This window comes from Roseateles sp. (genome assembly GCF_049240545.1).
Classification (GTDB): domain Bacteria; phylum Pseudomonadota; class Gammaproteobacteria; order Burkholderiales; family Burkholderiaceae_C; genus Paucibacter_A.
This window is the reverse complement of sequence record NZ_JBMLSK010000217.1, coordinates 138,758-163,683: the sequence shown is the minus strand read 5'-3', so window position 1 is coordinate 163,683 and position 24,926 is coordinate 138,758. Positions and strand designations below refer to the sequence as shown.

The 24,926-nt window shown below is 60.8% G+C and carries 24 protein-coding genes; 18 read left to right on the top strand and 6 right to left on the bottom strand.

All coding sequences use genetic code 11. The features are described 5' to 3' along the window. Positions 1–24 precede the first annotated feature (24 nt). The 3 genes from ACOVRJ_RS15090 to ACOVRJ_RS15080 form a co-directional block, all read right to left on the bottom strand. Complete coding sequence (locus ACOVRJ_RS15090) at positions 25–870, bottom strand: flagellin (RefSeq protein WP_422044657.1); 846 nt, start codon at positions 868–870, stop codon at positions 25–27. 350 nt (positions 871–1,220) lie between these two features. Further along, positions 1,221–2,066 carry a flagellin gene (locus tag ACOVRJ_RS15085; RefSeq protein WP_422044656.1) on the bottom strand — a complete coding sequence of 282 codons (846 nt, stop codon included), beginning with the start codon at positions 2,064–2,066 and terminating at the stop codon, positions 1,221–1,223. A 396-nt stretch (positions 2,067–2,462) separates the two neighbouring features. Beyond that, complete coding sequence (locus ACOVRJ_RS15080) at positions 2,463–3,302, bottom strand: flagellin (RefSeq protein ID WP_422044655.1); 840 nt, start codon at positions 3,300–3,302, stop codon at positions 2,463–2,465. Positions 3,303–4,084: 782 nt separating this feature from the next. Between ACOVRJ_RS15080 and ACOVRJ_RS15075 the strand changes: the two genes are divergently transcribed. The 5 genes from ACOVRJ_RS15075 (at position 4,085) to ACOVRJ_RS15055 (ending at position 8,221) form a co-directional block, all read left to right on the top strand. Then, positions 4,085–4,567, top strand: a complete 483-nt coding sequence (locus ACOVRJ_RS15075; protein ID WP_422044654.1) for a tetratricopeptide repeat protein — start codon at positions 4,085–4,087, stop codon at positions 4,565–4,567. Positions 4,568–4,766: 199 nt separating this feature from the next. After that, positions 4,767–6,038, top strand: a complete 1,272-nt coding sequence (fliB, locus tag ACOVRJ_RS15070) for a flagellin lysine-N-methylase (RefSeq protein ID WP_422044653.1) — start codon at positions 4,767–4,769, stop codon at positions 6,036–6,038. Between the two features lie 203 nt (positions 6,039–6,241). After that, positions 6,242–6,565, top strand: coding sequence for a flagellar transcriptional regulator FlhD (flhD, locus tag ACOVRJ_RS15065; RefSeq protein WP_263539864.1), 324 nt, complete (start codon positions 6,242–6,244; stop codon positions 6,563–6,565). A 42-nt stretch (positions 6,566–6,607) separates the two neighbouring features. Further along, on the top strand, positions 6,608–7,144 hold the full coding sequence (gene flhC, locus ACOVRJ_RS15060; RefSeq protein ID WP_422044649.1) for a flagellar transcriptional regulator FlhC: 537 nt from the start codon (positions 6,608–6,610) through the stop codon (positions 7,142–7,144). A 3-nt stretch (positions 7,145–7,147) separates the two neighbouring features. Beyond that, a complete protein-coding gene (locus tag ACOVRJ_RS15055; protein ID WP_422044652.1) occupies positions 7,148–8,221 on the top strand; it encodes a glycosyltransferase in 1,074 nt (357 codons plus the stop codon). A 9-nt stretch (positions 8,222–8,230) separates the two neighbouring features. Here ACOVRJ_RS15055 and ACOVRJ_RS15050 read toward each other — a convergent pair whose 3' ends face one another. Both ACOVRJ_RS15050 and ACOVRJ_RS15045 read right to left on the bottom strand, forming a co-directional pair. Then, positions 8,231–8,881, bottom strand: coding sequence for a methyltransferase domain-containing protein (locus ACOVRJ_RS15050; RefSeq protein WP_422044651.1), 651 nt, complete (start codon positions 8,879–8,881; stop codon positions 8,231–8,233). Further along, a complete protein-coding gene (locus ACOVRJ_RS15045) occupies positions 8,882–9,523 on the bottom strand; it encodes a glycosyltransferase family 32 protein (RefSeq protein ID WP_422044650.1) in 642 nt (213 codons plus the stop codon). A gap of 308 nt (positions 9,524–9,831) precedes the next feature. Between ACOVRJ_RS15045 and flhD (ACOVRJ_RS15040) the strand changes: the two genes are divergently transcribed. The 13 genes from flhD (ACOVRJ_RS15040) (at position 9,832) to ACOVRJ_RS14980 (ending at position 22,914) form a co-directional block, all read left to right on the top strand. Beyond that, entirely contained in the window at positions 9,832–10,155 is a 324-nt protein-coding gene (gene flhD, locus ACOVRJ_RS15040) for a flagellar transcriptional regulator FlhD (RefSeq protein ID WP_263539864.1), read from the top strand. Positions 10,156–10,197: 42 nt separating this feature from the next. Next, complete coding sequence (gene flhC, locus ACOVRJ_RS15035) at positions 10,198–10,734, top strand: flagellar transcriptional regulator FlhC (RefSeq protein ID WP_422044649.1); 537 nt, start codon at positions 10,198–10,200, stop codon at positions 10,732–10,734. A gap of 66 nt (positions 10,735–10,800) precedes the next feature. Continuing rightward, the gene (locus ACOVRJ_RS15030) at positions 10,801–11,535 is read left to right on the top strand and encodes a class I SAM-dependent methyltransferase (protein ID WP_422044648.1); all 735 of its coding nucleotides are present in this window, start codon (positions 10,801–10,803) and stop codon (positions 11,533–11,535) included. A gap of 109 nt (positions 11,536–11,644) precedes the next feature. After that, the gene (gene motA, locus ACOVRJ_RS15025; protein WP_422044647.1) at positions 11,645–12,505 is read left to right on the top strand and encodes a flagellar motor stator protein MotA; all 861 of its coding nucleotides are present in this window, start codon (positions 11,645–11,647) and stop codon (positions 12,503–12,505) included. A 54-nt stretch (positions 12,506–12,559) separates the two neighbouring features. After that, positions 12,560–13,510, top strand: a complete 951-nt coding sequence (motB, locus tag ACOVRJ_RS15020; protein WP_422044646.1) for a flagellar motor protein MotB — start codon at positions 12,560–12,562, stop codon at positions 13,508–13,510. Positions 13,511–13,537: 27 nt separating this feature from the next. Then, positions 13,538–13,930 (top strand): chemotaxis response regulator CheY, encoded by a 393-nt coding sequence (gene cheY / locus ACOVRJ_RS15015; protein ID WP_263539873.1) that lies wholly within the window; start codon positions 13,538–13,540, stop codon positions 13,928–13,930. Positions 13,931–13,944: 14 nt separating this feature from the next. Continuing rightward, entirely contained in the window at positions 13,945–14,580 is a 636-nt protein-coding gene (locus ACOVRJ_RS15010; RefSeq protein ID WP_422044645.1) for a protein phosphatase CheZ, read from the top strand. Positions 14,581–14,907: 327 nt separating this feature from the next. After that, positions 14,908–16,089 carry a flagellar biosynthesis protein FlhB gene (flhB, locus tag ACOVRJ_RS15005; protein ID WP_422044644.1) on the top strand — a complete coding sequence of 394 codons (1,182 nt, stop codon included), beginning with the start codon at positions 14,908–14,910 and terminating at the stop codon, positions 16,087–16,089. Further along, positions 16,089–18,197, top strand: coding sequence for a flagellar biosynthesis protein FlhA (flhA, locus tag ACOVRJ_RS15000; RefSeq protein ID WP_422044643.1), 2,109 nt, complete (start codon positions 16,089–16,091; stop codon positions 18,195–18,197). Before flhB ends, flhA begins: the two co-directional genes overlap by 1 nt. Further along, positions 18,194–19,867, top strand: coding sequence for a flagellar biosynthesis protein FlhF (gene flhF, locus ACOVRJ_RS14995; protein WP_422044642.1), 1,674 nt, complete (start codon positions 18,194–18,196; stop codon positions 19,865–19,867). Before flhA ends, flhF begins: the two co-directional genes overlap by 4 nt. Before the next feature lie 38 nt (positions 19,868–19,905). Beyond that, complete coding sequence (locus tag ACOVRJ_RS14990) at positions 19,906–20,718, top strand: MinD/ParA family ATP-binding protein (RefSeq protein WP_422044641.1); 813 nt, start codon at positions 19,906–19,908, stop codon at positions 20,716–20,718. Between the two features lie 18 nt (positions 20,719–20,736). Then, the gene (locus tag ACOVRJ_RS14985) at positions 20,737–21,450 is read left to right on the top strand and encodes an RNA polymerase sigma factor FliA (protein ID WP_422044640.1); all 714 of its coding nucleotides are present in this window, start codon (positions 20,737–20,739) and stop codon (positions 21,448–21,450) included. Between the two features lie 105 nt (positions 21,451–21,555). Further along, on the top strand, positions 21,556–22,914 hold the full coding sequence (locus tag ACOVRJ_RS14980) for a methyl-accepting chemotaxis protein (RefSeq protein WP_422044639.1): 1,359 nt from the start codon (positions 21,556–21,558) through the stop codon (positions 22,912–22,914). Positions 22,915–22,962: 48 nt separating this feature from the next. On the opposite strand, the gene ACOVRJ_RS14975 is transcribed toward ACOVRJ_RS14980, so the two are convergent. Further along, the gene (locus ACOVRJ_RS14975; RefSeq protein WP_422044638.1) at positions 22,963–24,921 is read right to left on the bottom strand and encodes a diguanylate cyclase domain-containing protein; all 1,959 of its coding nucleotides are present in this window, start codon (positions 24,919–24,921) and stop codon (positions 22,963–22,965) included. Positions 24,922–24,926: the final 5 nt, after the last annotated feature.

The window sequence follows — 24,926 nt, the reverse complement described above, 5'->3', positions numbered from 1 at the left end:
CCAAAGACACCTCTGGCAAGAAACTCAACCCTTGAGCAGCGACAGAACTTGTTGCGGCAACTGATTGGCCTGCGCCACCATCGCATTGCCCGCTTGCTGAAGAATCTGGGTTCGGCTGAGGTTGGAGGTTTCTGCCGCGTAGTCAGCATCCATGATGCGGCTTCGTGCAGCGCTCTGGTTTTCTACCGAGACCTGCAAGTTGGAGATCACCGCCTCGAAGCGATTTTGCGAAGCACCTAAAGTGGCGCGCTGGCTGCTGATGGTGTTCAGCGCCACATCGAGGTTGTCGATGATGACTTTCAAGTCAGCTGTCGTCGACGCATTGGTGATGGCCGATGTCGTCACCGCAAGAACCGATGTATCGATGGTCAGATCCGAAGTCGCGACAATGATGGTGTCTTCTGCACCCGTGTTCGGCCCGACCTGGAATTCCTGAGGCAAGGTGGCGTCCGCGCCGAGGATTTTCTTGCCGTTGAAGGTCGTGCCGGCAAGGACGCGAGAGATTTCATTGGCCAGCTCGCCGTACTCCTTGCCGATGGAGTCCAAGTCGGTGGTGGTGTTGGTCGCATTGCGGGACTGGACCGACAGCTCTCGCATCCGTTGCAGCGTATCGCCAACCTTGGCCAACGCGCCTTCAGCCGTTTGCGCCAGGGAGATGCCGTCGTTGGCGTTGCGAATGGCCACATTCATGCCGCGCACCTGGGCATGCATCCGTTCCGCAATCGCGAGGCCGGCCGCATCGTCCTTGGCAGAGTTGACACGCATACCCGAGGACAGACGCTGCATCGACACCCCGAGGGAGCCTTGCGACATATTGAGATTGCGCTGCGCATTCAGCGAGGCAATATTGGTGTTAATGGTCTGGGGCATTTGAGCACTCCTACTTGTTCCGCTAACTTCCGGTTGAACCGGGGTCTTGACGCAACCGCTGCCCCTGGGGCTTTGCAGTTGCTGAACCGCCCGGCCTTTTCAAGATGGATGCCCGTTGGCCGCCACTTGTTCCGAACGTCGGGTTCGCTTTGAAACTCAACCCGATGGACAAATTCTCTGAGTGCTTTAGTTTTTCAAAAGCCCGAATAGCGGGCAAAACAACGGGCATAAAAAAGCTCCGCGCCCGACTGTGGGTCGGGGCGCGGAGCGCGAGGAGGGGAGTTTTTGTGCAGAACTGGTGGCCGCGCAGGGTCAGGTCTTGCGGCCTGACCCGGCCATTTCTTGCTGAATCAGCCGCCGCGCAGCAAGGACAGAACCTGCTGCGGCATCTGGTTGGCTTGCGACACCATCGCCGTGCCCGCCTGCTGCAGGATCTGCGCTCGACTCAAGTTGGCGGTTTCCGAAGCGTAGTCCGCGTCCATGATGCGGCTGCGTGCGGCGCTTTGGTTTTCCACCGAAACCTGCAGATTGGAGATCACAGCTTCAAAACGGTTTTGCGCTGCGCCCAAAGTGGCTCGGGTGGAGCTGACCGTGTTGATCGCAATGTCGATGTTGTCGATGGTGGCCTTCAAGTCGGCGACTGTCTTGGTGTTATCAATGACATCTCCGGTCACCGCCGTGATGGTGGTGTCTGCCGTCATGTCTGTGGTGGTCACCGTGACGGAGTCGTTGACGGTGGTGTTGGCACCGATCTGGAATTCCTGCGATCCCGCGGCGCCCGCCAATACGGCTTTGCCGTTGAAGGTGGTGCCGGCCAGCACGCGCTGAATTTCAGCGCCCAGCTCGATGAACTCCTTGCCGATGGAATCAAGGTCGGTGGTGGTGTTGGTGGCGTTACGGGCTTGAACACCCAGCTCACGCATACGCTGCAGGGCGTCGCCCACCTTCGACAAAGCACCTTCAGCGGTTTGCGCCAAAGATATGCCGTCATTGGCATTGCGTACCGCGACGTTCATGCCGCGAACCTGGGCTTGCATACGTTCTGCAATCGCCAGGCCGGCGGCATCGTCTTTGGAAGAATTGACGCGCATGCCGGATGACAAGCGCTGCATCGATGTCGCCAACGAAAGCTGTGTATTTGAAGCGTTACGTTGAGCGTTCAGGGAAGCGATATTGGTGTTGATGATGGAGGGCATTTTCAATCCTTTCGGTGTCTAAGACTTGCCGGAAACCCGGTCTCACGGTTCGATAACTCAGCTGCTTGAGGAGGCAGCTTTGCCAGCAGTTGGGCAGACGAATCTGCACCTTCTGCACCGTCCGCGTCCTGCCGCTGCACTGGGGCGCAATGCCTTTTGCAATCGGCCGGCTGACCGGACCACGTAGTCCTTGCACTTCCTCGGACCCGTTGGTTTTGTTATCGGAGACACCTCAGATTGACTTGAACTCTTTCTTTGAAAAATGACGCCGCCGAGCAGCGAAAAAATCGCTAAAGATTTTTCGGTCGGCGACGTCAAGGGGCTTGTGCTGGAGGGGTGAGACTTTCCGTTCCTGCAACGACGGGTTTACTCAGGGCCAGCGGTGCTGGCCCGGGGTCATCGAAGCAGCGACAGGACTTGCTGAGGCATCTGATTGGCTTGCGCAATCATTGCCGTGCCTGCCTGTTGCAAGATCTGCGATCGACTCAGGTTGGCGGTTTCCGTCGCGTAGTCCGCGTCCAAGATGCGGCTGCGTGAAGCGCTCTGGTTTTCCACCGACACCATCAGGTTGGAGATCACGGCTTCGAAGCGATTCTGAGCGGCACCCAGTGTGGCACGCTCGGAACTGATCGTGTTGATGGCCGTGTCGATCTGATCAATGGTGGTTTTCAAGTCAGCCGAGGTCTTGGTGTTGTCGATGGCGTCGTTGGTCACCGCAGTGATGTCTGCGTTCCCGGTCAGGTCTGTGGTGGTCACCGTGACAACGTCATTGGCGGTGGTGTTTGCTCCCACCTGAAACACCTTGGCGCCTGCACCGCCGCCGAGGATGGCCGTGCCGTTGAAGGTGGTACCACCCAGCACGCGCTGGATTTCTTTGCCCAGTTCAGCAAACTCCTTGCCGATCGAGTCCAAGTCCTGGGTGGTATTGGTGGCGTTGCGTGCTTGCACGCCGAGTTCACGCATACGCTGCAGCGAATCGGCCACTTTGCCGAGCGCGCCTTCAGCCGTTTGCGCCAGCGAGATGCCGTCATTGGCATTTCGCACCGCCACGTTCATGCCACGCACCTGGGCGCTCATGCGTTCAGCGATGGCCAGGCCGGCGGCGTCGTCTTTGGCAGAGTTGACGCGCATGCCTGAGGACAGGCGTTGCATCGAGATGGCCAAAGAACCCTGTGAGGTCGCAACATTGCGTTGCGCATTCAGAGAGGCAATATTGGAATTAATGATTGCGGGCATGATGTGCTCCTGTTTCAGCTACAAAAGTTCCCGGCTCAGCGCCGACGTGATTCGGACGTTCAAATTGAACATCCGGGATACAGGCCCGAAGTCTTGCGACCCCAAACCTGCCTCGCCCGGCGCCAGTTAACCGTTGCAGCCCCGCACCTCATTCGATTGGGGTGCTCAACCAGCGGCCTCCTTACCGGACCACGTGTTCCGTTTCCAGAACCCGTTGAGAGTGGTATCGGACAACGCCAAGTAAAACTTAAGCGCTGTTTGTCAAGAGGCTTGATCTGTTGATAAGCGCCGGGGTTTTGGCTCTATTCCTGAATTCGCTGAACTTGCTCGTTTTTTGAGCAGTGCGGTCGGGATGAAGGCCGGGCGGCGCTGTTGGGCTTGCGGTACTGGCTCGGGCGAAATCCTTTTTGGAAACTGATGTGCTTTGCGAAACAGCAGCGCAATCATCTGATCTGCGCTGAGGGAGAGCTGTCAGGAGGAGCATCCTGTTCATGCGCTCTGAGTTGTTTTCGGCAGCAGGGCTCAGTCCGAGCTTTTGAGAAAAGGCGGCTAGAGGGTGCTATTCCTTCGATTGAAGGTGTCCGTCGATCCTAAAGTTAGGGCCGTTGCTGTCGAGTCGTGCGCGCATCGCGCGCTTCCTGGTCAGCAAGCGTCCAGGCCCGGTTCGGCTTTGTACGGATCGATCCCGATAGAACTGATCTCGAAAGACTCGTCCGGTCCATTGCTGCAATTGTTGTTGCAGGCATCCGGGCGATGACTGAACCTCAAACCCGGAGAATTTCATGCAAGCTATGTCGCAAGCCCACTCACAGTCGCTCACTCTGTCCAGCCAGCCCGCCGCGGTTCAGGAACACGTCATCAGCGATGAGGCGGCTTTCTTGCTCGCCCGAGCCCGCAATATGGCTTTTGCGGAAGCGGCCCAAGGTCGCTTGGGGCAGGGCCTGTCGCTATTGCAGGATGCGCTGGAAGCGGAACCCTTGGCCCATGATTTGCTCAGCGATATGGCCGCACTGCTGCTTAGCGCCGGAGAGTTGACTCATGCGGAAGCCTATGCCCGCAAAGCGCTGGCGATCTCCCCAGATCATGGCGCCAGTCTGTACACCCTGGCTTTTGCTCAGTCCGGTCAGCAGGCCCCAGAGTTGGCGCGCCAGACTTTGCGTCATTTGCTGCAAGGCGATGCTTTGCGCAGCCTCCTGCATGAGGCCCCAGATCTCTTGCCGGTCGCCATGACGGAGCTGTCGCGTCTGGATGCGCTGCTGGGCTGAGGCCCGACCAACTCGTCCTGGCCGCAGGTTCGGCCCCAAGCAGCCTGCCTGGGCGGACGCTTCCAAGGCGCCGCTTAGCCTTGCTGCTTGCTCAAATGGCCCCAAAACTGTTGCCTGCTCACAGCGGCAGCAGGCCTGTTGACCTGTCGTTCCTGCGGCAGTGTCCTGGCCAAGAACGAAGTTGGAGTGGAGTCAGATCATGGGCCGTTTCAGTCCAGTTGTCCAAGCGCCACGCTACCTCAAAGAGTTCCAGTGCGTGGGTTCGGCTTGTCCGGAGAGTTGCTGCACGGGCTGGCAAGTGGCCATCGACAAGTCCACTTACCAGCGCTATCAAACGGTCAAAACCGAGCCATTGGCCAGTTTGATGCGATTGCATGTCGAAAAGACGCAGACCGGTGTGCGTGATTCCGACACCTTTGCCAAGATCAAGCTGGGCCTGGGCGAAAGCTGCCCCTTTCTGGATGAAGCCAGCTTGTGCCGGATTCAAACCCATCTTGGTGCCGCGGCCTTGTCCAGAACTTGTGCTGAATACCCCCGCATCTATCTTCGGGACGGGACACGTCCCGGCTTGGCCGCGACCTTGAGTTGCCCTGAGGCGGCGAAACTGGCCTTGGCGCGTGAAGATGCGCTTGACATGGTGGATGTCACTTTGGACTTCGCGAATCCGAGCTTGGTGCCGGTGCGCCGCCAGCGTTCAGAGCCAGCCACCACGGAGTCGGATTTGGTGCGCAAGCACGCCGTCCTTGTGGGGCAGGTGATCGAGTCGCTGGTTCGCTCTCCCCAGTTGAGCGCCGCCCAAGCTTTGGTCTACAGCGGCCTGCTGCTGCGACGCATCGGCGGCTTGGCGAAGTTGCCGATGGCGGAGGCCGAGGCCGGCTTGGCCCAGACCTTGAACGAGTACCTCAGCCCGAGTCGTTTGACGCAGGTGCCGACCTTGATCCGTGGACTGGATGTTCCCAAAGCGGTTCAAATGGATTTGATGCAGGGGGCATTGCAGCGCTATCACCATGATCAAAAGGGCGCGCAAGGTGTTCGCCCCTCTTTCTTGAAGCTCTTGATCGAGGTGTTCGACGGTCTGCAGTTGAACCAGGCCGGCCCCCGTGAGGCGAGCTTGGCGCTGTACTGCCAGGCGGAGACAGAGTTTTTCCAGCCCTCGGAACAGGCGTATCCACATGCCTTGAAGAACTATCTGCTCAATGCGCTCACGGGGGGCTTGTTCCCGCGTGAAGGGGCGGACGGCCTGGACGAGGAGTTCATGAGTCTGGCGCTGCGCTTTGGCCTGATCAAGTTCTTGTTGATTGGCCTGGCCGCCAAAGAGCAGCGTGTGTTGAACCTGGATGACTACAGCCGGGTGGCGTTTGTCGTAGCGCGAAACATCGAGCACAACCGGCGCTTCATGCCTGAGGTCCTGCAGTCGCTTCAGGCTCATGACGCCCTGCGTCTGGAAGTTCTGGCAACCTTGGTGGCCTGATAGGAGAAGGGCAGTCCAGCCCTTGAGGCTGATCTGGCCAGTCTGCCGCTGCTCAGCGACCGTGTAGGTATTTGCCTGACAGCCCAGTGCGGTAAAGAGGGACTTCAGTCCTGGATTTGGGCTGATGTTCCGGGCTTGTTTGGATCTTCACAATTCGTTCCAAGTTGTTACGAATCGTGAAGTCCAAAACCTGGAGCCGCCAAATGAACGCAGACCAAATCCTCGCCGAAATCCGTGAAGCCAATCTGTCTTACCTGATGCTGGCGCAGAACCTGATCCGCGCCGACCGCGAGCAGGCCCTGTACCGTCTGGGCATCTCCGAAGACACCGCCACGCTGATCGCCACCTTGAGCCCGGCTCAGCTGATGAAGATTGCTTCGGGCAACACCCTGCTGTGCCGCTTCCGCATGGACGACGATCTGGTCTGGGGCTTGTTGACCAGCCACGGCAAGTCGGCCGCCAACGACGGCGTCAGCCGCCTGCACGCTTCGATCCTGATGGCCGGCCGCCACCAAGAAGCCGCCTGATTCCAGACCTTCCCCGAACCTCTTTCTGACCGAGACCCCATCATGCGCAACAAGAGCATCGTGACCGAAGCCCGCCAAATCGAACGTGCGGTGACCCTGATCAACCTGGGCGCGCGCCTGCAGGTTCTGGAGTCGGAAACCGATATGTCTTACGAGCGTCTGCTGCGTCTGTACAAGGAAGTCTCGGGCAAGAGCCCCAGCAAGGGTCAGCTGCCGTTCTCGACCGATTGGTTCATGACCTGGCAGCCCAATATCCACGCCTCGCTGTTCTTGAATGTGCATGAGTACCTGAACAAGGTCTCGGAGCTGGACGAGATTGATGCGGTCATCAAGGCCTACCAGCTCTACCAAGAGCAGACGCAAGCGCAAGGTCTGGAAGCGATGCTGTCCATCACCCGCGCCTGGCGTCTGGTGAAGTTCATCGACAACGGCATGCTGACGATGACCAAGTGCTCGGATTGCGGCGGCCAGTTTGTGACCCACCCGCACGAGATCGCCCGTCATTTTGTCTGCGGCATGTGCAACCCGCCGGCCCGCGCAGGCAAGGGCCGCGCCCAGGGTTCGATCCAGATGCACTGAGCCATGGCGGACGTGACCGCGACGCAGCACGCTGCTCAAGAAACCTGGCGTCTGGCGCTGGTGGTGATTGCCCGGGACGAAGCGGCGCACCTTGAACGACTGCTGCTCAGTGTCAAGCCCTGGGTGGATGAGATGCTGGTGCTGGACACCGGCTCTGTGGACGCCACGCCCGCCATTGCGCTGGCCTGTGGCGCGCGCCTGGCTCGTTTTTCTTGGTGCGATGACTTTTCGGCCGCGCGCAATGCAGCCTTGGCTGCGGCCGCTGCGGACTGGCATCTGGTCTTGGATGCCGATGAATGGTTGATCGCGGGAGGCGAGTTGTTGCAGTCGCTCAAGCAGCGTCGTCCGGACTTCGTCGGCAGCATTGAGCTGTTGGATGCGTTCGACGATGGGGAGATTCGCCATGCACGTTCGCGTCTGTCGCGTGTCTTGCCAGGACACGTTCGTTACCAGGGGCGCATCCACGAGCAACCTCAACACAGCTTGCCCATCCTGCCGCTGGCACTCGAGGTCGGGCATGACGGCTATTTGCCCGAGCGTCTGGCGCTCAAACGCGGCCGCAACGAGGCCTTGCTGAAGCTTGCCTTGCAGCAAAAGCCCAACGATGCCTATCTTTGGTATCAATGGGGCAAAAACTGTGCGGTTTACGATGACCATGCCGGCGCTGAGCAAGGCTTCGCTCGGGCGGCGCAGCTCGACGCGGCAACTCAGCCGTGGTGGTTGGATTTGGCCGCACGTCGACTGTTTGCGCTCAAGCAATTGAAGCAGCATGAGGCGGCGATGCAGTTTGCCGAAAGTCAGCTGCAGATCTGCCGCGAATCACCGGACTTTTTCTTTGCCTTGGGCGACCTTTTGCTGGACTGCGCCGCCGACGATCCCGCCCAGGGTGAAGCCTTGTTGCCCTTGATTGAAGATGCCTGGCGACGGTGTCTGGAGATCGGTGAGCGGCCCGACCTCAGCGGCGCGGTGCAGGGGCGCGGCAGCCATCTGGCGGCGCACAACCTGGCCTTGGTGCTGGAAGGAACCGGGCGGCCCGAAGAGGCGCAGGCCTTGCGGCAGGCCTACGCGCAGTCTTGAAGCCTTGCCTCAGCCCGGGGCGCTGTCCCTCACCCGGTTCGCCACCACCAGCAAAGACATGCGGTTGAAGAACCACATGCCCTCAATCGCCCAGGGCGTGAACTTGCGCAGCACATTGCTCAAGGTGAAAGGCGTGTACCAGCAGTTGTGGTCGGGATGCACCACCTCCACAAAGGTTTGTGCGCCGCTGCTGTAGTCAAAGTGGCGGCGAAAGCAGCTGTAGGCATCGGGCACCGTGATCACATACTGATCCGCGCCCAGCGCGTCCAGGTGGCGGAAGAAGCCCTCGACATCCGGCACATGCTCCAGCACCTCGGGCACCAGCACCAGGTCGTAATGGTCCTTGACCTGGCTCCAATCGGAAAAGAGCCGCCCGCGCAGATGCGGCTGCATGCTGCTGAAGGCCTCATGGTTGATGTCGAAGCCGTCCAACTGACACAGCGGGTCCAGGCGTAGATGCAAGGACTGGTTCAGGTCGGTGATGGGCCAGTCGACGCAGCCCACATGCAGCACTTTTTTGCCCTCGCACATGGGGCCGAACACTTCCATGCGCGACTTGCCGACCAGGTCTTCGCCCACCCAAGTCTTTTGCACAAAGTAGGGGGCGTGCGCGTGCTCAAGTGCTGACACCGGCGTTTGCGGAACTTGCCTTGTCGTCATTCAGGCGACCTTTCGTTTGTGCAACTCGTCATAGCACTGCAGGGTGCTGCCCCAGGCCTGGTCGGCAAAGGGCAGGGCAGGGCCGCTGTACTGCGCGCCGCTGAAATGATTGGGAATGAAGTAGTGGCTGGGCCAAATCGTCAGCCCGGCGTACTGGTGCATGCGGTGGCATTCGGTCAGAAACAGCGGGCCGACGCTTTGCCAGGCCATGCGGTCGTCCACCCGCTCGGTGTTTTGCAGATCCAGAATCATCTGGCCAAAGAAGGGGTTCTCAGGCACCGAGGCCACATAGCCTGCGGCAATCAGACCGGGCCGGGCCAACTCGTTCTCCCAGCAGGCGCAGGCTTCGCCCTCGAACAACCAGGGCTCCAGCGGGCGGCGGCAAACGCTGTCGGCGTCCACCACAAAGCCCCCCTCTTGGTAGAGGATCTCCCAGCGCATCAAATCGGCCACGCCATTGAGTTCGCGCCTGGACATATCGCGCATATGGCGGGCATTGATCCAGCCATAGTCGCCCAATTCGGCGTTACCCCAGACCTTCAGCGTCCAGTCGGGGTTCTGCTCGCGCCAGGTGGCGATGCAATTGTCGGGGCGCTTGCTCTCGTCGCCGACCCAGATCACATGCAGGGTGCGTGGAATCATTGACTTGCTCCGCAGTCAAAACAGATCTGCAATCTAGCGCTAGGCTGCTTTGGGCAAAGCGGAGATAAGCCCTGGCTTCACTTCCTACATTCCTACAAGGAAAAATTGCCGCTTTGCCCGGAAAACAGCGGTCTGCCCGGCAAAGCAGGGCCGGCGCAGGGCAGGGTTGTAGGAATTTGCCTGACAGGGGTGAGCGATAAACAGGGACTTCAGTCCTGGATTTGGGCTGATGTTCCGGGCTTGTTTGGATCTTCACAATTCGTTCCAAGTTGTTACGAATCGTGAAGTCCAAAACCTGGAGCCGCCAAATGAACGCAGACCAAATCCTCGCCGAAATCCGTGAAGCCAATCTGTCTTACCTGATGCTGGCGCAGAACCTGATCCGCGCCGACCGCGAGCAGGCCCTGTACCGTCTGGGCATCTCCGAAGACACCGCCACGCTGATCGCCACCTTGAGCCCGGCTCAGCTGATGAAGATTGCTTCGGGCAACACCCTGCTGTGCCGCTTCCGCATGGACGACGATCTGGTCTGGGGCTTGTTGACCAGCCACGGCAAGTCGGCCGCCAACGACGGCGTCAGCCGCCTGCACGCTTCGATCCTGATGGCCGGCCGCCACCAAGAAGCCGCCTGATTCCAGACCTTCCCCGAACCTCTTTCTGACCGAGACCCCATCATGCGCAACAAGAGCATCGTGACCGAAGCCCGCCAAATCGAACGTGCGGTGACCCTGATCAACCTGGGCGCGCGCCTGCAGGTTCTGGAGTCGGAAACCGATATGTCTTACGAGCGTCTGCTGCGTCTGTACAAGGAAGTCTCGGGCAAGAGCCCCAGCAAGGGTCAGCTGCCGTTCTCGACCGATTGGTTCATGACCTGGCAGCCCAATATCCACGCCTCGCTGTTCTTGAATGTGCATGAGTACCTGAACAAGGTCTCGGAGCTGGACGAGATTGATGCGGTCATCAAGGCCTACCAGCTCTACCAAGAGCAGACGCAAGCGCAAGGTCTGGAAGCGATGCTGTCCATCACCCGCGCCTGGCGTCTGGTGAAGTTCATCGACAACGGCATGCTGACGATGACCAAGTGCTCGGATTGCGGCGGCCAGTTTGTGACCCACCCGCACGAGATCGCCCGTCATTTTGTCTGCGGCATGTGCAACCCGCCGGCCCGCGCAGGCAAGGGCCGCGCCCAGGGTTCGATCCAGATGCACTGAAGCATGTCGGCGAGCCCAATCTTGCCGATCGCGCCCAAAAGACTTGCCGCCGGGGTCGCCCCGCTGATGCGTTGGCCACTGCCGGCGCTCTTCAGCTGGGGGGCTGCTTGGGCGGTATTTCTCTTCTTGTCGCGCTCTGGCCTGAGTCTTCTTGCGGCCTTGCTGCTGGCGAGCGTTTTGGGGGCCGGTCTGGCTCTGCTGCATTCAGCCCGCTGGCGCCGCATCATGGTGGCCTTGGGCTTCCCCTTGTCGGTGCTGATGTCCGGCCAACTCGCGGCGATGCCGGCGTGGATTTGGCTGCTGCCGCTGGCACTCTTGGCCCTGGCCTATCCGAGTCGGAGCTGGGGCGATGCTCCTTTGTTCCCCACCCCTCGCAATGCCTTGCTGGGGCTGCGCGAACTGGCGCCTTTGCCCGATGGCGCGCAGCTCTTGGACGCCGGCTGTGGCTTGGGTCATGGCTTGCGTGAGTTGCGGCGCGCTTATCCCCAGGCGCGAATTGAAGGCGTTGAATGGAGCGGCTTGCTGGCGCGTGTCGTTGCTTGGCGTTGTCCTTGGGCCAAGATTCACCGCGGCGATATGTGGGCGCAAAGCTGGCAGCCCTACGCCTTGGTCTATGTGTTTCAGCGCCCGGAGACGATGGCGCGGGTCTGGGCCAAGGCCTGCGCCGAATTGCCCGACTCGGCATGGCTGATCAGCCTTGATTTTGCAGTCCCGGAGCAGCAGCCACGGGCGTCGATGCCTTTACCTGGTGGGCACAGTCTTTGGATTTATCAGATAAGGACCAGGCAAAGACCGGGTTAGCGCGGTCAAACCGGCTCAGATGCAAGGACTGAGTTCATAGGGCAGACGGCACACTCAAGAGCCATCAATCCCCGCCGATAAGGGCAGGGAAGCTTCACTCAAAAACACTATGTTCGTCATCATCGGCTGGGTCATCTCAATCGCTTGTATCTTCGGCGTCTACATTGCCCACGGAGGCAATATGGGCGTGATCTTGAAGGCCTTGCCCTTTGAGATGACCACCATTTTTGGTGCAGCGATCGGCGCTTTTCTGGCCAACAACCAGATGAAGGTGGTGAAGGCGGCGGTTGCCGGCTTGGGCAGTTGCTTCAAAGGCAGCAAGTTCAGCAAGGCGCGTTATCTGGAGCTGATGGCCTTGATGTACGACATCTTGCAAAAGGCCCGCAAAGAGGGCTTGATGTCGATTGAAAAAGACGTCGAAGACCCTCACTCGTCGCCCCTCTTTCAAAAATACCCGATCGTGGGCAACGATCACCATGTCACCGAGTTCATTACCGATTACCTGCGCATGATGGTGTCGGGCAATCTGAATGCGCATGAGATCGAATCGCTGATGGATGCCGAGATCGACACCCACCACGCCGAAGAGCACAGTGCCGTGGCCGCTTTGCAGCGTCTTGCCGGCGGTCTGCCGGCCTTCGGCATTGTGGCCGCTGTGCTGGGTGTGGTGAACACCATGGGCTCGGTGGGGCAGCCGCCTGCTGTTCTGGGCGGCATGATCGGGTCGGCGCTGGTTGGTACTTTCCTGGGCATTTTGTTGGCCTATGGTTTCGTTGAACCTTTGGCCGGCTTGTTGGAGCAAAAGGTCGAAGATGCAGGCAAAGAGTTGCAGTGCATCAAAACCACTTTGCTGGCCAGCATGCAAGGCTACGCCCCGCAGGTGGCGATCGAGTTCGGCCGCAAGGTCTTGTTCTCGGGTGACCGCCCCAGCTTCGCCGAGCTTGAAGGCCATGTGAAAGGCAAGAAGTGAGCGTCTTCTTGAATGCGCTGAGGCATTTGATGAGCAAGGCTTTTGGAGCGTGCCATGGCTGGTGACGCCAAGAAACTTCAACCCATCATCATCAAGCGCGTCAAAAAGGGCGGCCATGCCGCGCATGGCGGCGCCTGGAAGATTGCTTACGCTGACTTCGTGACGGCCATGATGGCCTTCTTCTTGTTGATGTGGCTGTTGGGCTCCACCACCGAAGGGGACAAGAAGGGCATTGCGGATTACTTTAGCTCGCCCTTGAAGGTGGCCATGCAAGGTGGCTCGGGCTCCGGGGATTCTTCCCATATCGTCAAAGGCGGCGGTCGAGACCTGACGCGCGAAACCGGCCAAGTCAAGTCCGGCGATGTGGAGGCCAAGCAACGCACCTTCAGCTTGCGCGCGCTGAAGGAAGAGCAGCGCAAGGCCGAACGCGCACGCCTGGAACAGTTGAAAGAAAAAGTCGAAGACGTGCTGGCGAGCAACCCGCAACTGGCCGCGCTGGGCGGGCAGATTCGGCTCGACATGACCAAAGAGGGTTTGCGCATCCAGATCGTCGATGAAAACAACCGCCCCATGTTTGACAGCGGCAGCGCCGTGGTCAAACCCCATATGCGGCAATTGCTGCGGGAGTTGGGTTCGGTGCTCTCAGAAGTGCCCAACCGCCTGACCTTGGAGGGCCATACCGACGCCCAAGGCTACTCAGGCGGTGAGCGGGGCTATAGCAATTGGGAATTGTCCGCCGACCGGGCCAATGCTTCCCGGCGAGAATTGATTGCCGGAGGCCTGCCAGAGCCGCGTACATTGCGGGTTCAGGGTTTGGCCTCCAGCAAGTTGCTGGACAGCAAACAACCTGAAAGCCCGATCAACCGACGTATTAGCATCATCGTCATGAACCGTGACGCGGAGGACGCCGTCTTGAAGAATCCGCCGCCCGATGAACCTGCGGCCGAGGCCGATGATGCGGAAGCCGAAAGAATTCCCTCAAGTTCTGCCCCTAAGCCCCGATAACTCCTTCTAGCCCTCGCGAGGAAAGCCATGAGCACAGACATGAAATTTTTGGTTGTTGACGACTTCTCCACCATGCGGCGCATTGTTCGCGGCTTGTTGAAGGAAATCGGCTACAACAATTGCGAAGAAGCCGAAGACGGGGTGGAAGCCCTGAACATGCTGAAGCAAGCCAAGTTTGACTTCGTGGTCAGTGACATCAATATGCCCAATATGACGGGCTTCGAGTTGCTCAAGGCCATCAAGGAAGACCCCAATCTGAAGCATCTGCCGGTGCTGATGGTGACCGCCGAAGCGCGCAAAGAGGACATCGTGCTGGCCGCCCAGTCGGGCGCCGCCGGCTACATCGTCAAGCCTTTCACCAAGGCGACGCTGGAGGAAAAAGTCCAGAAGATCATGCAAAAACTGGCCGCTGCGGCCTGAGCGGGGGAAACACCATGTCGATTGATCAACTGAGCAAATTGCACGTGGGCACCGACCCTTTGCAGGTGTCCCCCGAGGTGTTTCAGCAGATCGGCACCATCACCCGCGTGCTGCATGACACCATGCAGCAACTTGGCGTCATGCCCAAGCTGCAGGTCGCAACCGATGGCCTGCCCGACGCTCGCAGCCGTCTGAGCTACATCGCCACCAAGACAGCGGCGGCGGCCAACAAGGTGCTGAACTCGGTCGACCAGGCCAAGGAAGATCACGCCTTCATTTCCAAGGCCACCAATGAAATGGCGGCGGCTTTGGTGGCCGACCCGGTCAAGGCGGTGGCCAGCGGCGCGGTGTTGAACTTTGTCAAGGAAGTCGATGCCCGAACGGCCCGCATCGACGCGCACCTGACCGACATCATGATGGCGCAGGATTTCCATGATCTGACCGGCCAAGTGGTCGCCAAGGTGGTGACGCTGGCCAACGACTTGGAAGACAGCCTGGTCAAGCTCTTGGTGTCCATCGTGCCGCCCGAGCAGCGCGAGAAAGTGGACCCCAACATCTTGCAAGGCCCCGTGGTCAACCCCGAAGGCCGCACCGATGTGGTGGCCGATCAGGGCGAAGTGGACGACTTGCTGGCCAGCCTCGGTTTCTGAATCTCCGGTCCGCATCAAAAGAACCCGCATCAGGCGGGTTTTTGTTTTTTGGGATGCAGCATTCGGAAGAGGCTGAAGTTGGCGCTTTGCGGACATCCGACTTGGAACGACCGCTTGTCGGCAAGAGGAACCCTAAAGACCGCGAAGTGCCAAGACCTGTCCTCGGCAACTCGAAAAGGCCGCCCGCAAGCCGCGCGCTTCTCTCCTCGGTACTTTGTCACGCCAAAGGACGGCCTGTTTTACCGATCTTTTCTGGCTTAAGTTTTTGCGGCCACGGCGAACAATGGATCTGCGAGCAATTCCTATGCTCGCCAAGCTTCCATTGCCATGGCCGACCAAGACGCACAAGACAGAAATTTACCGGCCTCACCCAAGAAGATTGAAAAATCTCGGGCTGAGGGCCAGCTGCCGCGTTCGCGGGATCTGCCTCACTTCGCCATGATGCTGGCTGCGGGCATGCTGCTCAGTTTTGGGGGCGGGCGCATCGCGGATACCTTGCAGCAAATGCTGGCTCAAGCCCTGCATTTCGACGCTCGCATGCTGGCGCAGGCTGATTTCATGGGCACGCGCTTGCTGGAGCTGACCCTGTATTTTCTGCTCGTGGTGTTGCCGATCAGTGTGTTCTTGTGCTTGGTGGCGGTGGCCAGCAATATTGCCTCTGGCGGCTGGAACTGGACGATGAAGCCTCTGGCGCCCAAGTTCTCTCATCTGAATCCGATCAGTGGTTTTGGCCGCTTGTTCAGCGGCCAAAACCTTGGTCAAGCCATGAAGGCGGTGCTTCTGGCCCTGGTGTTGGGGGTGATTGGCGCCATGGTGATGAAAGATCGCCTCGCCAGCTATGTGGGCATCATGTCAGTGCCGCTGCCGGCCGCGCTTGCTTACGCAGGGCAGCAGTTGATGGGCGGGGCGGTGTTTCTGGGCATTGCCCTGGCATTGTTTGCCGTCATTGATGTGCCCTTGCAGCGCCAGCTCTATATGCGCCGTATGCGCATGAGCCATGAAGAGGTCAAGCAGGAAATGAAAGAGGCCGAGGGCAACCAGGAAATCAAGGCCCGCCTGCGCGCCAAGATGCGCGAAGCCTCGCGCCGCCGCATGATGGCCGCCGTGCCCACGGCCGATCTGGTGGTCATGAATCCGACCCACTATGCGGTCGCGCTGAAGTACGACGATGCCAGCATGGCCGCCCCGCGCGTGATCGCCAAGGGTGCTGACCTGCTGGCCATGAAGATCCGCGATCTGGCGACCGAGTCCAAGGTGCCGGTGCTGCAGTCGCCGGTTTTGGCGCGGGCTTTGTATGCCCATGCGGAGTTGGACAAAGAAATCCCGGTCAGCCTGTTCTCTGCCGTGGCCCAGGTCTTGGCGTATGTGTACCAGCTCAAGGCCGCCATGGCGGGTCACGGACCGAAGCCCGACCTGCCCAATCCGCCGGTGCCTCCGGAACTGGACCCGCACAACAAGCCTGGCTCGGGCTTGCCCGCCGACCCCGATCTGGAAGGTGACAAAGAATAATGAATGCGCTGATCGCTCAACTGCAAGCTTTGTTCGGGCCGAAGGCGGCCGTGCTGAGCGCCCTGGGTGCGCCGGTGGCGGTGATCTTGGTGCTGGCCATGATGGTGCTGCCGCTGCCGCCCTTCGCGCTGGACCTGATGTTCACGATCAACATCGCCTTGGCGGTGATGGTGATGATGGTGGCCGCCAGCATGGTCAAGCCGCTGGACTTTGCAGCCTTCCCGACCGTGCTGCTGCTGACGACCTTGCTGCGTCTGTCCTTGAATGTGGCCTCGACCCGGGTGGTGCTGATGGAGGGCCACACCGGCACCGGTGCGGCCGGCAAGGTGATTGAGGCCTTCGGACACTTCCTGATCGGCGGTAACTTCGCCGTCGGTTTGATCGTGTTTGCGATTCTGGTGGTGATCAACTTCATCGTGGTCACCAAGGGTGCGGAGCGGATTGCTGAAGTCGGTGCCCGGTTCACCTTGGATGCCATGCCCGGCAAACAAATGGCGGTGGACGCCGACCTGAATGCGGGCCTGATCGACGAGGCTGAGGCCAAGCGCCGCCGTGCCGAATTGGGCGACGAGGCGGACTTCTTTGGCTCCATGGACGGTGCCAGCAAGTTCGTACGTGGCGATGCGATCGCAGGCCTCTTGATCCTGTTCATCACGATCGTCGGTGGCTTCATCATCGGCATGGCTCAGCATGGTCTGTCGGCGAAGCAGTCCGCCGACTCCTACATCTTGTTGGCCGTGGGCGACGCCTTGGTCGCCCAGGTGCCGGCGCTGTTGATCTCGGTGGCGGCGGCCATGGTGGTCTCGCGGGTCGGCACCGACAAGGACATTGGCAGCCAGATCGGCCGCCAAGTCTTCGGCTCGGCGAAGTCGCTGGCCATCACGGCGGGTGTGATCGGCTTGCTGGGATTGATTCCGGGCATGCCGCATCTGGTGTTCTTGTTGACTGCCGGTGGCTTGGGCTACTTGGCTTGGTGGTTGCGAACCCGCGATCAAGCGCAGCAACGAGCGGCCCAGGCCAGCGCAGCCGCGCCCGTGGTACCGACCGGGGAGCCCAATGGCGAAGCCAGCTGGGACGATCTCATCCCCATCGACACCCTGGGTCTGGAGGTGGGCTATCGCCTGATCAGCCTGGTCGACAAGTCCCGAGAGGGCGATTTGCTCAGCCGTATCAAGGGCGTGCGGCGCAAATTCGCGCAGGAAGTGGGCTTCTTGCCGCCTGCGGTGCACATCCGTGACAACCTGGAGCTGCGGCCCAGCCAGTACCGCCTGAGCCTGCGTGGCGCGGTAGTGGGCGAGGCCGAGGCCTTCCCGGGCATGTGGCTGGCCATCAACCCGGGGCACGCCACCCAAAAGCTGATCGGCACCCAGACCACCGACCCCGCTTTTGGCCTGCCGGCGGTCTGGATCGAAGACCGGCAAAAGGAAATGGCGCAAATGGCTGGATTTACCGTGGTTGATTGTTCGACCGTGGTGGCCACCCATCTCTCACACTTGATGCAGGTCCACGCAGCTAAGTTGCTGGGCCGGGTGGAGACCCAGGCACTGGTCGAACACCTGACAAAACAAGCGCCTCAACTGATCGAAGACGTGATTCCAAAAATGGTCGGCATCGCAACATTGCAAAGAGTTCTCCAGCTGCTGCTGGAGGAGGGCGTGCACATCCGTGACATGCGCTCCATCGTGGAGAGCATTGCCGAGAACGGTGCTGCCGCCAATGTGGCCAATGACCCGGCCGAGCTGGCCCGCCGCATCCGCACCCATATCGCCCCGGCCATCGTGCAGCAGATCTATGGCCCGGTGAAGGAGCTGGACGTGATCGCCCTGGAGCCCGAGCTGGAGCGTCTGGTCACCCAAGCCCTGAATTCCCCCCACGGCGCTGCTCTGGACCCCGGTGTCGCCGACACCCTGGCCCGCAGCGCTGCCGAAACCTCGCAAGCCCAGGAAGACCGTGGCGTGCCCGCCTGCCTGCTGGTGCCTGATCTGATCCGCGCCCCCATGGCCAAGCTGCTGCGCCGCGCGGCGCCGCGCCTGAAGGTGCTGGGCCACAGCGAGATTCCTGAAACTCATTCCATCCGTATCGGTTCCATCATCGGAGGCACGGCATGAACGTCAAACGCTTTACCGCTAAAACCTCCCGCGAAGCCATGGCCCTGGTGCGCCGGGCTTTTGGTGATGACGCCGTGGTGCTGTCCAACAAGCCTTGCGCCGAAGGCGTCGAGGTCTTGGCGATGGCGCCGGAAGGCATGTCGCAAATCGAACGCGTGGCCGCCACCGCCCCACGCGTGGCAGCCCCCAGCCGTGTGCAAGCCCGCCCGGCTGCCGAAGCGCCTGAAGCGAACGCCTCGCGCAGTTTTGCGGCCCGCACCGGTCAGCGCCAGGAACCCAGCTTTGGCTACGCCGACCCTGTGGCCGGTGAGGTGGACCAGGACGTGCAGACCCTGGCCATGAGCACCCTGTCTTTCCAGGACTATGTCCGTGAGCGCGTGCTCAAGCGCCGCCAAGCCGAGCTGGACGGCAAGCCCGATCCGATTCACAGCGCCGCCGCAGACGAACCCGCTTATGAGCAGCCCGGTATCAGCTCGATTGCTGCCATTCGCCAGCAGCGGGCCCAGGCGGCCCTGCAAGCCATGCAGCCTCGCCGCGCTGAACCTGCACCTGTTGCGCCGCCCGCCGCGCCGGCCCGGCGTGCGCCGCCCGTTCTGCGTGATGAGATTCGAGTGCCCGCCATGCAGCGCGATGGCGCACTCATGTCGGATCTGGGTCAGCTGAACGATCTGGCTGATTTGCCCGCACGCGGGCGTCGTGATCAGCAGGACATGATGAACGAGCTGCGCTCGATGAAGGGCCTGATCGAAGAGCGCTTTGGCGCGCTGGCCTTCATGGAGAAACTGCAACGCCAGCCGGTGCAGGCTCGCCTGACCCAAAAGCTGCTGGAGATTGGCTTCTCGCCCGCGCTGGTGCGCAAGCTGGTCGAAGGCTGCCCGGCCGAATTCAAGGGTGGTCCGAACGAGGCCGCCGATGAAACCAGCTGGGCCGCCAACGTCTTGTCGCGCAATCTGATGACGGATGAAGCCAGCCCGGCCTTGGAAGAGCAGGGCGGTGTGTTCGCCCTGATCGGCTCCACCGGTGTCGGCAAGACCACCACCACGGCCAAGATCGCCGCCGCTTTCGCCACCCGCTTCGGCGCCGCCAATCTGGGCTTGATCACGCTGGACGCTTACCGGGTCGGCGCCCACGAACAGCTGCGCGCCTATGGCCGCATCCTGGGTGTGCCGGTGCACACCGCGCATGACCGTGCCTCTTTGGAGGATTTGTTGGAGCTCTTGTCCAACAAGAAGATGGTGCTGATCGACACCGCCGGTATGGCGCAGCGCGACACCCGTACCCATGAATTACTGGACATGCTGGCACACCGCAGCGTGCGCAAGATTTTGGTCGTCAACGCCGCTCAACAGGGCGAGACGATTGAGGATGTGGTCAGCGCCTGGCGTGCATCTGAATGCCACGGCGTGGTCTTGTCCAAGATCGACGAAGCCGTGAAGCTGGCGCCCGCGCTGGACACCTTGATCCGCTACAAGCTCAAGGTGCTGGGTGTCACCAACGGCCAGCGCGTGCCGGAAGACTGGCACCGCCTGTCCTCTCAAGCCTTGGTGCAGCGCGCCCTGCGTGCGGTGGCCGCTGGAGCTTGGCGCATGGACAACGCCGATGTGAACCTGATTTTTGCCGGAGGGCCCGCGCTTGGTCCTCAGCATGCGGCCGCCATGGGCGCCTTCTAAGCCGCCGGTCGAACGAAAAGAAAGAATTGGACAGCATCATGCGCAACTTCTCCCTGCCTCACCAGTCCTCGGCGCCGCAAGACCAGGCCGACGGCCTGCGTCGCTTGTTTGCCAGCTCGCGGGTGCGCTTCATCCCAGTGGTCAGCAACCCGCATGTGGTGGGTTCCGGGGTTTTGCTTGAAGGCTTATGCGCCGCTTTCGCCGAGTTGGGTCTGCACACCTTGGTGGTGGATGCAGGCGAAACATCGCCCAAGCCTTCCGAGTTGGCTTCGGTGGATCTGAGTTCCTGCGTTGATCGCTTGTCCAAGGATGTCTCCTATCTGGCTGCTCGTGGCTTGCCGATGCGCTATATCAACGCCAATGGCTCGGCGGCTCAGTTCCTGGAAGCGGTGACCGATGCGGCGCCGCATGCCGATGTGGTCTTGTTGCACGCAAGTGCGGCCGAGTTGGCTCGGGTGGTGGCGCTGCGTGAAGTGCGCCCCGTGCTGCTGGCCGACACCGACAGCCAAAGCGTCACCCATGCCTATGCCGGCATGAAGTGGCTGGCCAGCCGCGCCGGCTTGATGGTTTACAGCCTTTTGCTCGCCAGTTCGCCGCAGCTGCGCTTGTCTGATCGGATTGCGCAGCAGATCAGCAGCTGTGCCGATGGTTTCCTCGGTGCCGTGCTGCGCGACTGGGCTTGTGTGGATCCGAAATGCCCGCCGACAGCCCCGATTGCCCCGGAAGTCCGCCATCTGGCGCGTGAGCTGTTGATGGCTGCGCCTCCGGGCGCCGCCTTGGAGGCTTCGGTCAACGCAAGCCCACTGCGCCCTGCGCAGCGCTCGCCGTTTCTGTCTGCCGCTGCTGTTTGATTGCTGCTGGAGCTGATGATGTATACCGCCAAAGGCCGCCTGGATAACTCTTCACTGATCAAGCAATACAGCCCCTTGGTGCGACGACTGGCGCACCAAATGATCGCCAAACTGCCCGCCAATGTCGAAATCGATGACCTGATCCAGGTCGGCTTGATCGGTTTGACAGACGCCTTGTCGCGCTTTGATATTGGCCAAGGCGTGCAGTTTGAGACCTTCGCTACTCAACGCATCCGCGGCGCCATGTTGGATGAGCTGCGGGGTGGCGACTGGATGAGTCGCGGCACGCGTCGCCAGCAGCGCGAGATCGAAGGCGCGGTACGCAAGCTTGAGCAAGAGCTGGGTCGTGCGCCGGTCGAGAGTGAAATCGCCTCTGAGATGAAGATGCCACTGGCCGAGTACCAGGATTTGCTGGGCAAGGTGCGCGGTACGCAACTGGTGTATCTGGAGGACATGTCGGGCGATGAGGGGGACGAAGATTTCCTGGATCGCCATGTCGCCGACCATACCAACAACCCGATGCTGAAGTTGCAGGACCACCGCATGCGCGAAGCGCTGGTGGCTGCGATCAAGAACTTGCCGGAGCGCGAGCAGTACATGATGAGCATGTACTACGAGCACGACATGAATTTGAAGGAAATCGCGGTCGTGTTGAAGGTGACCGAGTCGCGGGTTTGCCAATTGCATAGCCAAGCGATTGCACGTTTGCGCGTCAAGCTGCGCGACTGGTGAGTGCGCCTCGGCAGCCGCGGCGCGCCTTGCTTGAAGCGGCTACCGCCTCAATGCAGCTAAAAAGATGAGAATGGCGAGTGCTCAGCACCACCCTGGGGAGACTATATGAGTTTTTGGAAGCCACGCAGCTCGGAGCCCAGTGCGGAAAAAAAGATCGCCGTCTCGCCCTCAGAGGGCTCGGGTGTGCGCAACGAGCAACTGGTCCGAGATATTGCCCAACGCGTGTCCAGCGTGGGTCGAGATGCCGCAGAGGTTCGCGGGGTCTTGGAGGACACGCAAAAAGTGGTGATGGCTCAGGCCGAAGCCATGGGTGCCTTGTCCACGGACTTGAGTCAGGTCCGTCAGGCCCAGCAAGCCATCAGCCAAGCCACCGAACAGTCGCGTGCGGCCGTGGGGCGCGCCAGTCTCGCCTTGGAAGGCGTGGGCCAAGAGGTGGGGGGCATTGTGCAGACGCTGCGTCAGGTGTCGGACGCGGCCTCTGAGATCACCAAAATTGCGCTGCAAACCCGTTTGGTGGCCTTCAATGCCTCGGTCGAGGCGCGTCGCGCCGGCGAGGCCGGCCGCGGTTTCGGTGTGGTGGCCGATGCGGTCAAGGATTTGGCTGGCAAGGTCGAGAACTCATCGAAGGCGATCATGGGCACGGTGCTGGCGCTGGATGGGCGCATCGAAGCCTTTGCGCGCGAATTGCGCCACGATGCATCGCAAGCGCAGCAGAGTGCGATCCACCAAGCGTTTGCCGCCGTGCGCAGCGATGTGGACCGGATTGCTGCGTCGGCGCAGCAAAGCGAGCACACGGTGGAATCGTTGTCCGGGCGCGCGGGTGATCTGGAGCAAGAAGTTCAGCAGGCCATGATCAGTCTGGACACGGCGTTCTCTTGCAGTGATCGTTTCTTGAAATTGTCCGAACAGCTGATCGAGCAAATTGCCGGTTCGGGTATTGAGGTCGAAGACACTCCCTACATCCAGGCCGCTCAAGCAGCTGCCGAAGAAATCAGCCAGTTGCTTGAGCAAGCGCTGGTGCGAGGTCATACCGATATGGCCAAGCTGTTCGATGAACAGTACCGGCCCGTTGCAGGCACTCAGCCGGCCCAGCATCTGACACAGTTTGTCGAGACGGCCGACCGTCTGTTTCCTGCGGTGCAAGAGCGCATGCTGAGCTTCTCAGCCAAGGTGGTGTACTGTATTGCCGTGGACCGAAATGGTTATGTTGCCACCCACAACAAGAAGTACTGCCAGCCCCAGCGCAGCGGTGATGTGGTGTGGAACACCGCCAACAGCCGTTATCGCCGCATCTTCAACGATCGCACCGGCTTGGCATCGGCGCGCAATCAGCGCCCGTTTTTGTTGCAAACCTATCGTCGCGATATGGGGGGCGGCAACTTTGTGCTGCTGAAAGAGGTGTCTGCGCCCATCATGGTCAAGGGCAGACACTGGGGCGGCTTGCGCCTGGCCTTCAGCTTCTGAGCGGAACACCCGACCGGGTGGGCTCTTGAGACGGGCAGTTGGCTTGCTTCAAGGCGCGACACAGGCGCGGTTCTTGCCCGTGTGCTTGGCTTCATACAAAGCCACATCGGCGCGGTCCAGTGCCGCTTCCAGTGTTTCCCCGGGGCGGAAATGCGTCACGCCCGCCGAGAAGGTGATGAACACGTCCTTGCCCTCATGCAAGAACAAGCTGGTGGAGAGGGCGCGCTGCAGGCGCTGTAACACCGCTTGCGCTTCATCCAGCGGCGTGGCCGGCAGCATCAGCACGAATTCTTCGCCCCCATAACGGGCCACCAGATCGCCTGGGCGCAATTCCTTGGACACACGCTCGGCCAAAGACTTCAAGGCCTGATCTCCGGCGCCGTGACCGAGTGAGTCATTCAGGCGTTTGAAGTTGTCGATGTCCAACAAGGCCAAGGCGATGCGAGGTGGCGCAGCACTTGGATCAGACCCATCCGCCTCGCTCGCTTCACGTTCGATCTTGGCCTGCTCAATCGCAAAAGCCGCCAACAGCCCGCGGCGATTGGCGATCTGCGTCAGTTGATCGGTTTGCACTTCGTTGGACAAGCGTCGCAACTCGCCTTCCAGCTCTTCCACCCGCTGGCTCATCTGGCTGGCGCGGTCATGCTCCCGGGTCAAGCGTTCCTGGGTCTGTTGAACCAGCGATTGCACGCTGCGGCTTTCTTCCACCATTTCTCGCACGACGCCGGCCAAGCTCTCCAGCGAGTCGGCTTTCTCGATCACTGCGGCATAGCGCCCCACGCTGTTTTGGAAGCGATCGGTGTGCTGTCCCAGTTCGCCCAATTCGGCCAGCATCTGGTGAATCAAGGACTTGAGCGAATCGCGAGCACGGCTGCGCTCATCGCGCAGGGCGCGTTGGCGTTCGCGTGCACCCCCTAGCATTTCGGTGACCGAGCGCACGCCCCGACCGCTCAGGCCTTGCTCCAGCGTGTTGTGCATCGCTTCGCACTGACCTCGCGCCCAGGAGTCATCTTCCGCCAGATCCACCAAGCTGGCGCTGAGTTCTCGGCACAACTGACCCAGTTCATCGAACAAATGCTGGCGGTGATCCAGCATATGGCGAGCGCGCAAGCACAGGGCCTCCATCTGTGTGGCCCGCTCCGGCGTTGCACCGGCCCGCAGCAATTCCTGATGGGCGGCGTCCATTTCGAGCATCAAATCGGCTGCATATGCTTCCCTGCTTTGCAGCGCATACTGAACCGTCCCGTGCAGTGAAGACCCGATGGCTGGCCAACTTGAAGGGGGCGCCGTCGCCCCCAAGGTCGGCGCGGCAGCAAGACTGCCGCTGTCAGGCGCCATCGGTGCCAGATTCAGCAAGGGCGTGTCGGCCTGTGCATCTTCGAGGGCATTGCTGTCCAAACGACTATTCGGAAAGTCCTCTTCCAGCATGAACTGTGTCGGCGAGCCACTGCCGCTGCCGGCCTCATCATCGGAGGTGCTGATATTGGCGTCTGCGACATCGCTGTCCCAACTGCTGACCAATTGCTGCATGCGTTTGAGCATGCGTTTGGCATCGCTGCGATTGCTGTCCAGGACGCGCTGCAAACCATCTTTCTTGCGGGCCAAGGTCCACTGACGGCCTCCGCGTTCCAGCCCCCGAACCAGGCGTTCCAAGACCTGGGCCAAGGACTCGGCTTGCGCGGCGGGCCCCTCGCTTTGTTGCAACTGCTCCACCATGCGGATCGCATCGTCCCAGCGGGCTTCACGCACGCAGGTTTGCAGATCCATGCGTTGCTGGCTACCCCCGATGCCCAGCGCTATCAGCTTGTTGAGCAGATTCTGTGCATCTTCTTGCAATGAAGCCGGTGCGGCCTCGCTGCCGGATTCGACGGCATAAGCCCTCGCGTAATTCTCTGGCGTCGGCTCCAACTGAGCTTGCGCCAGCCGCAGCAGGGCCGCCTTGGCAATCTGAGCCGCAGGAGCCCCCGCGGGAGAACGAGCCGGGGAGGGACGGCGTTGCTCATCCATGCCTA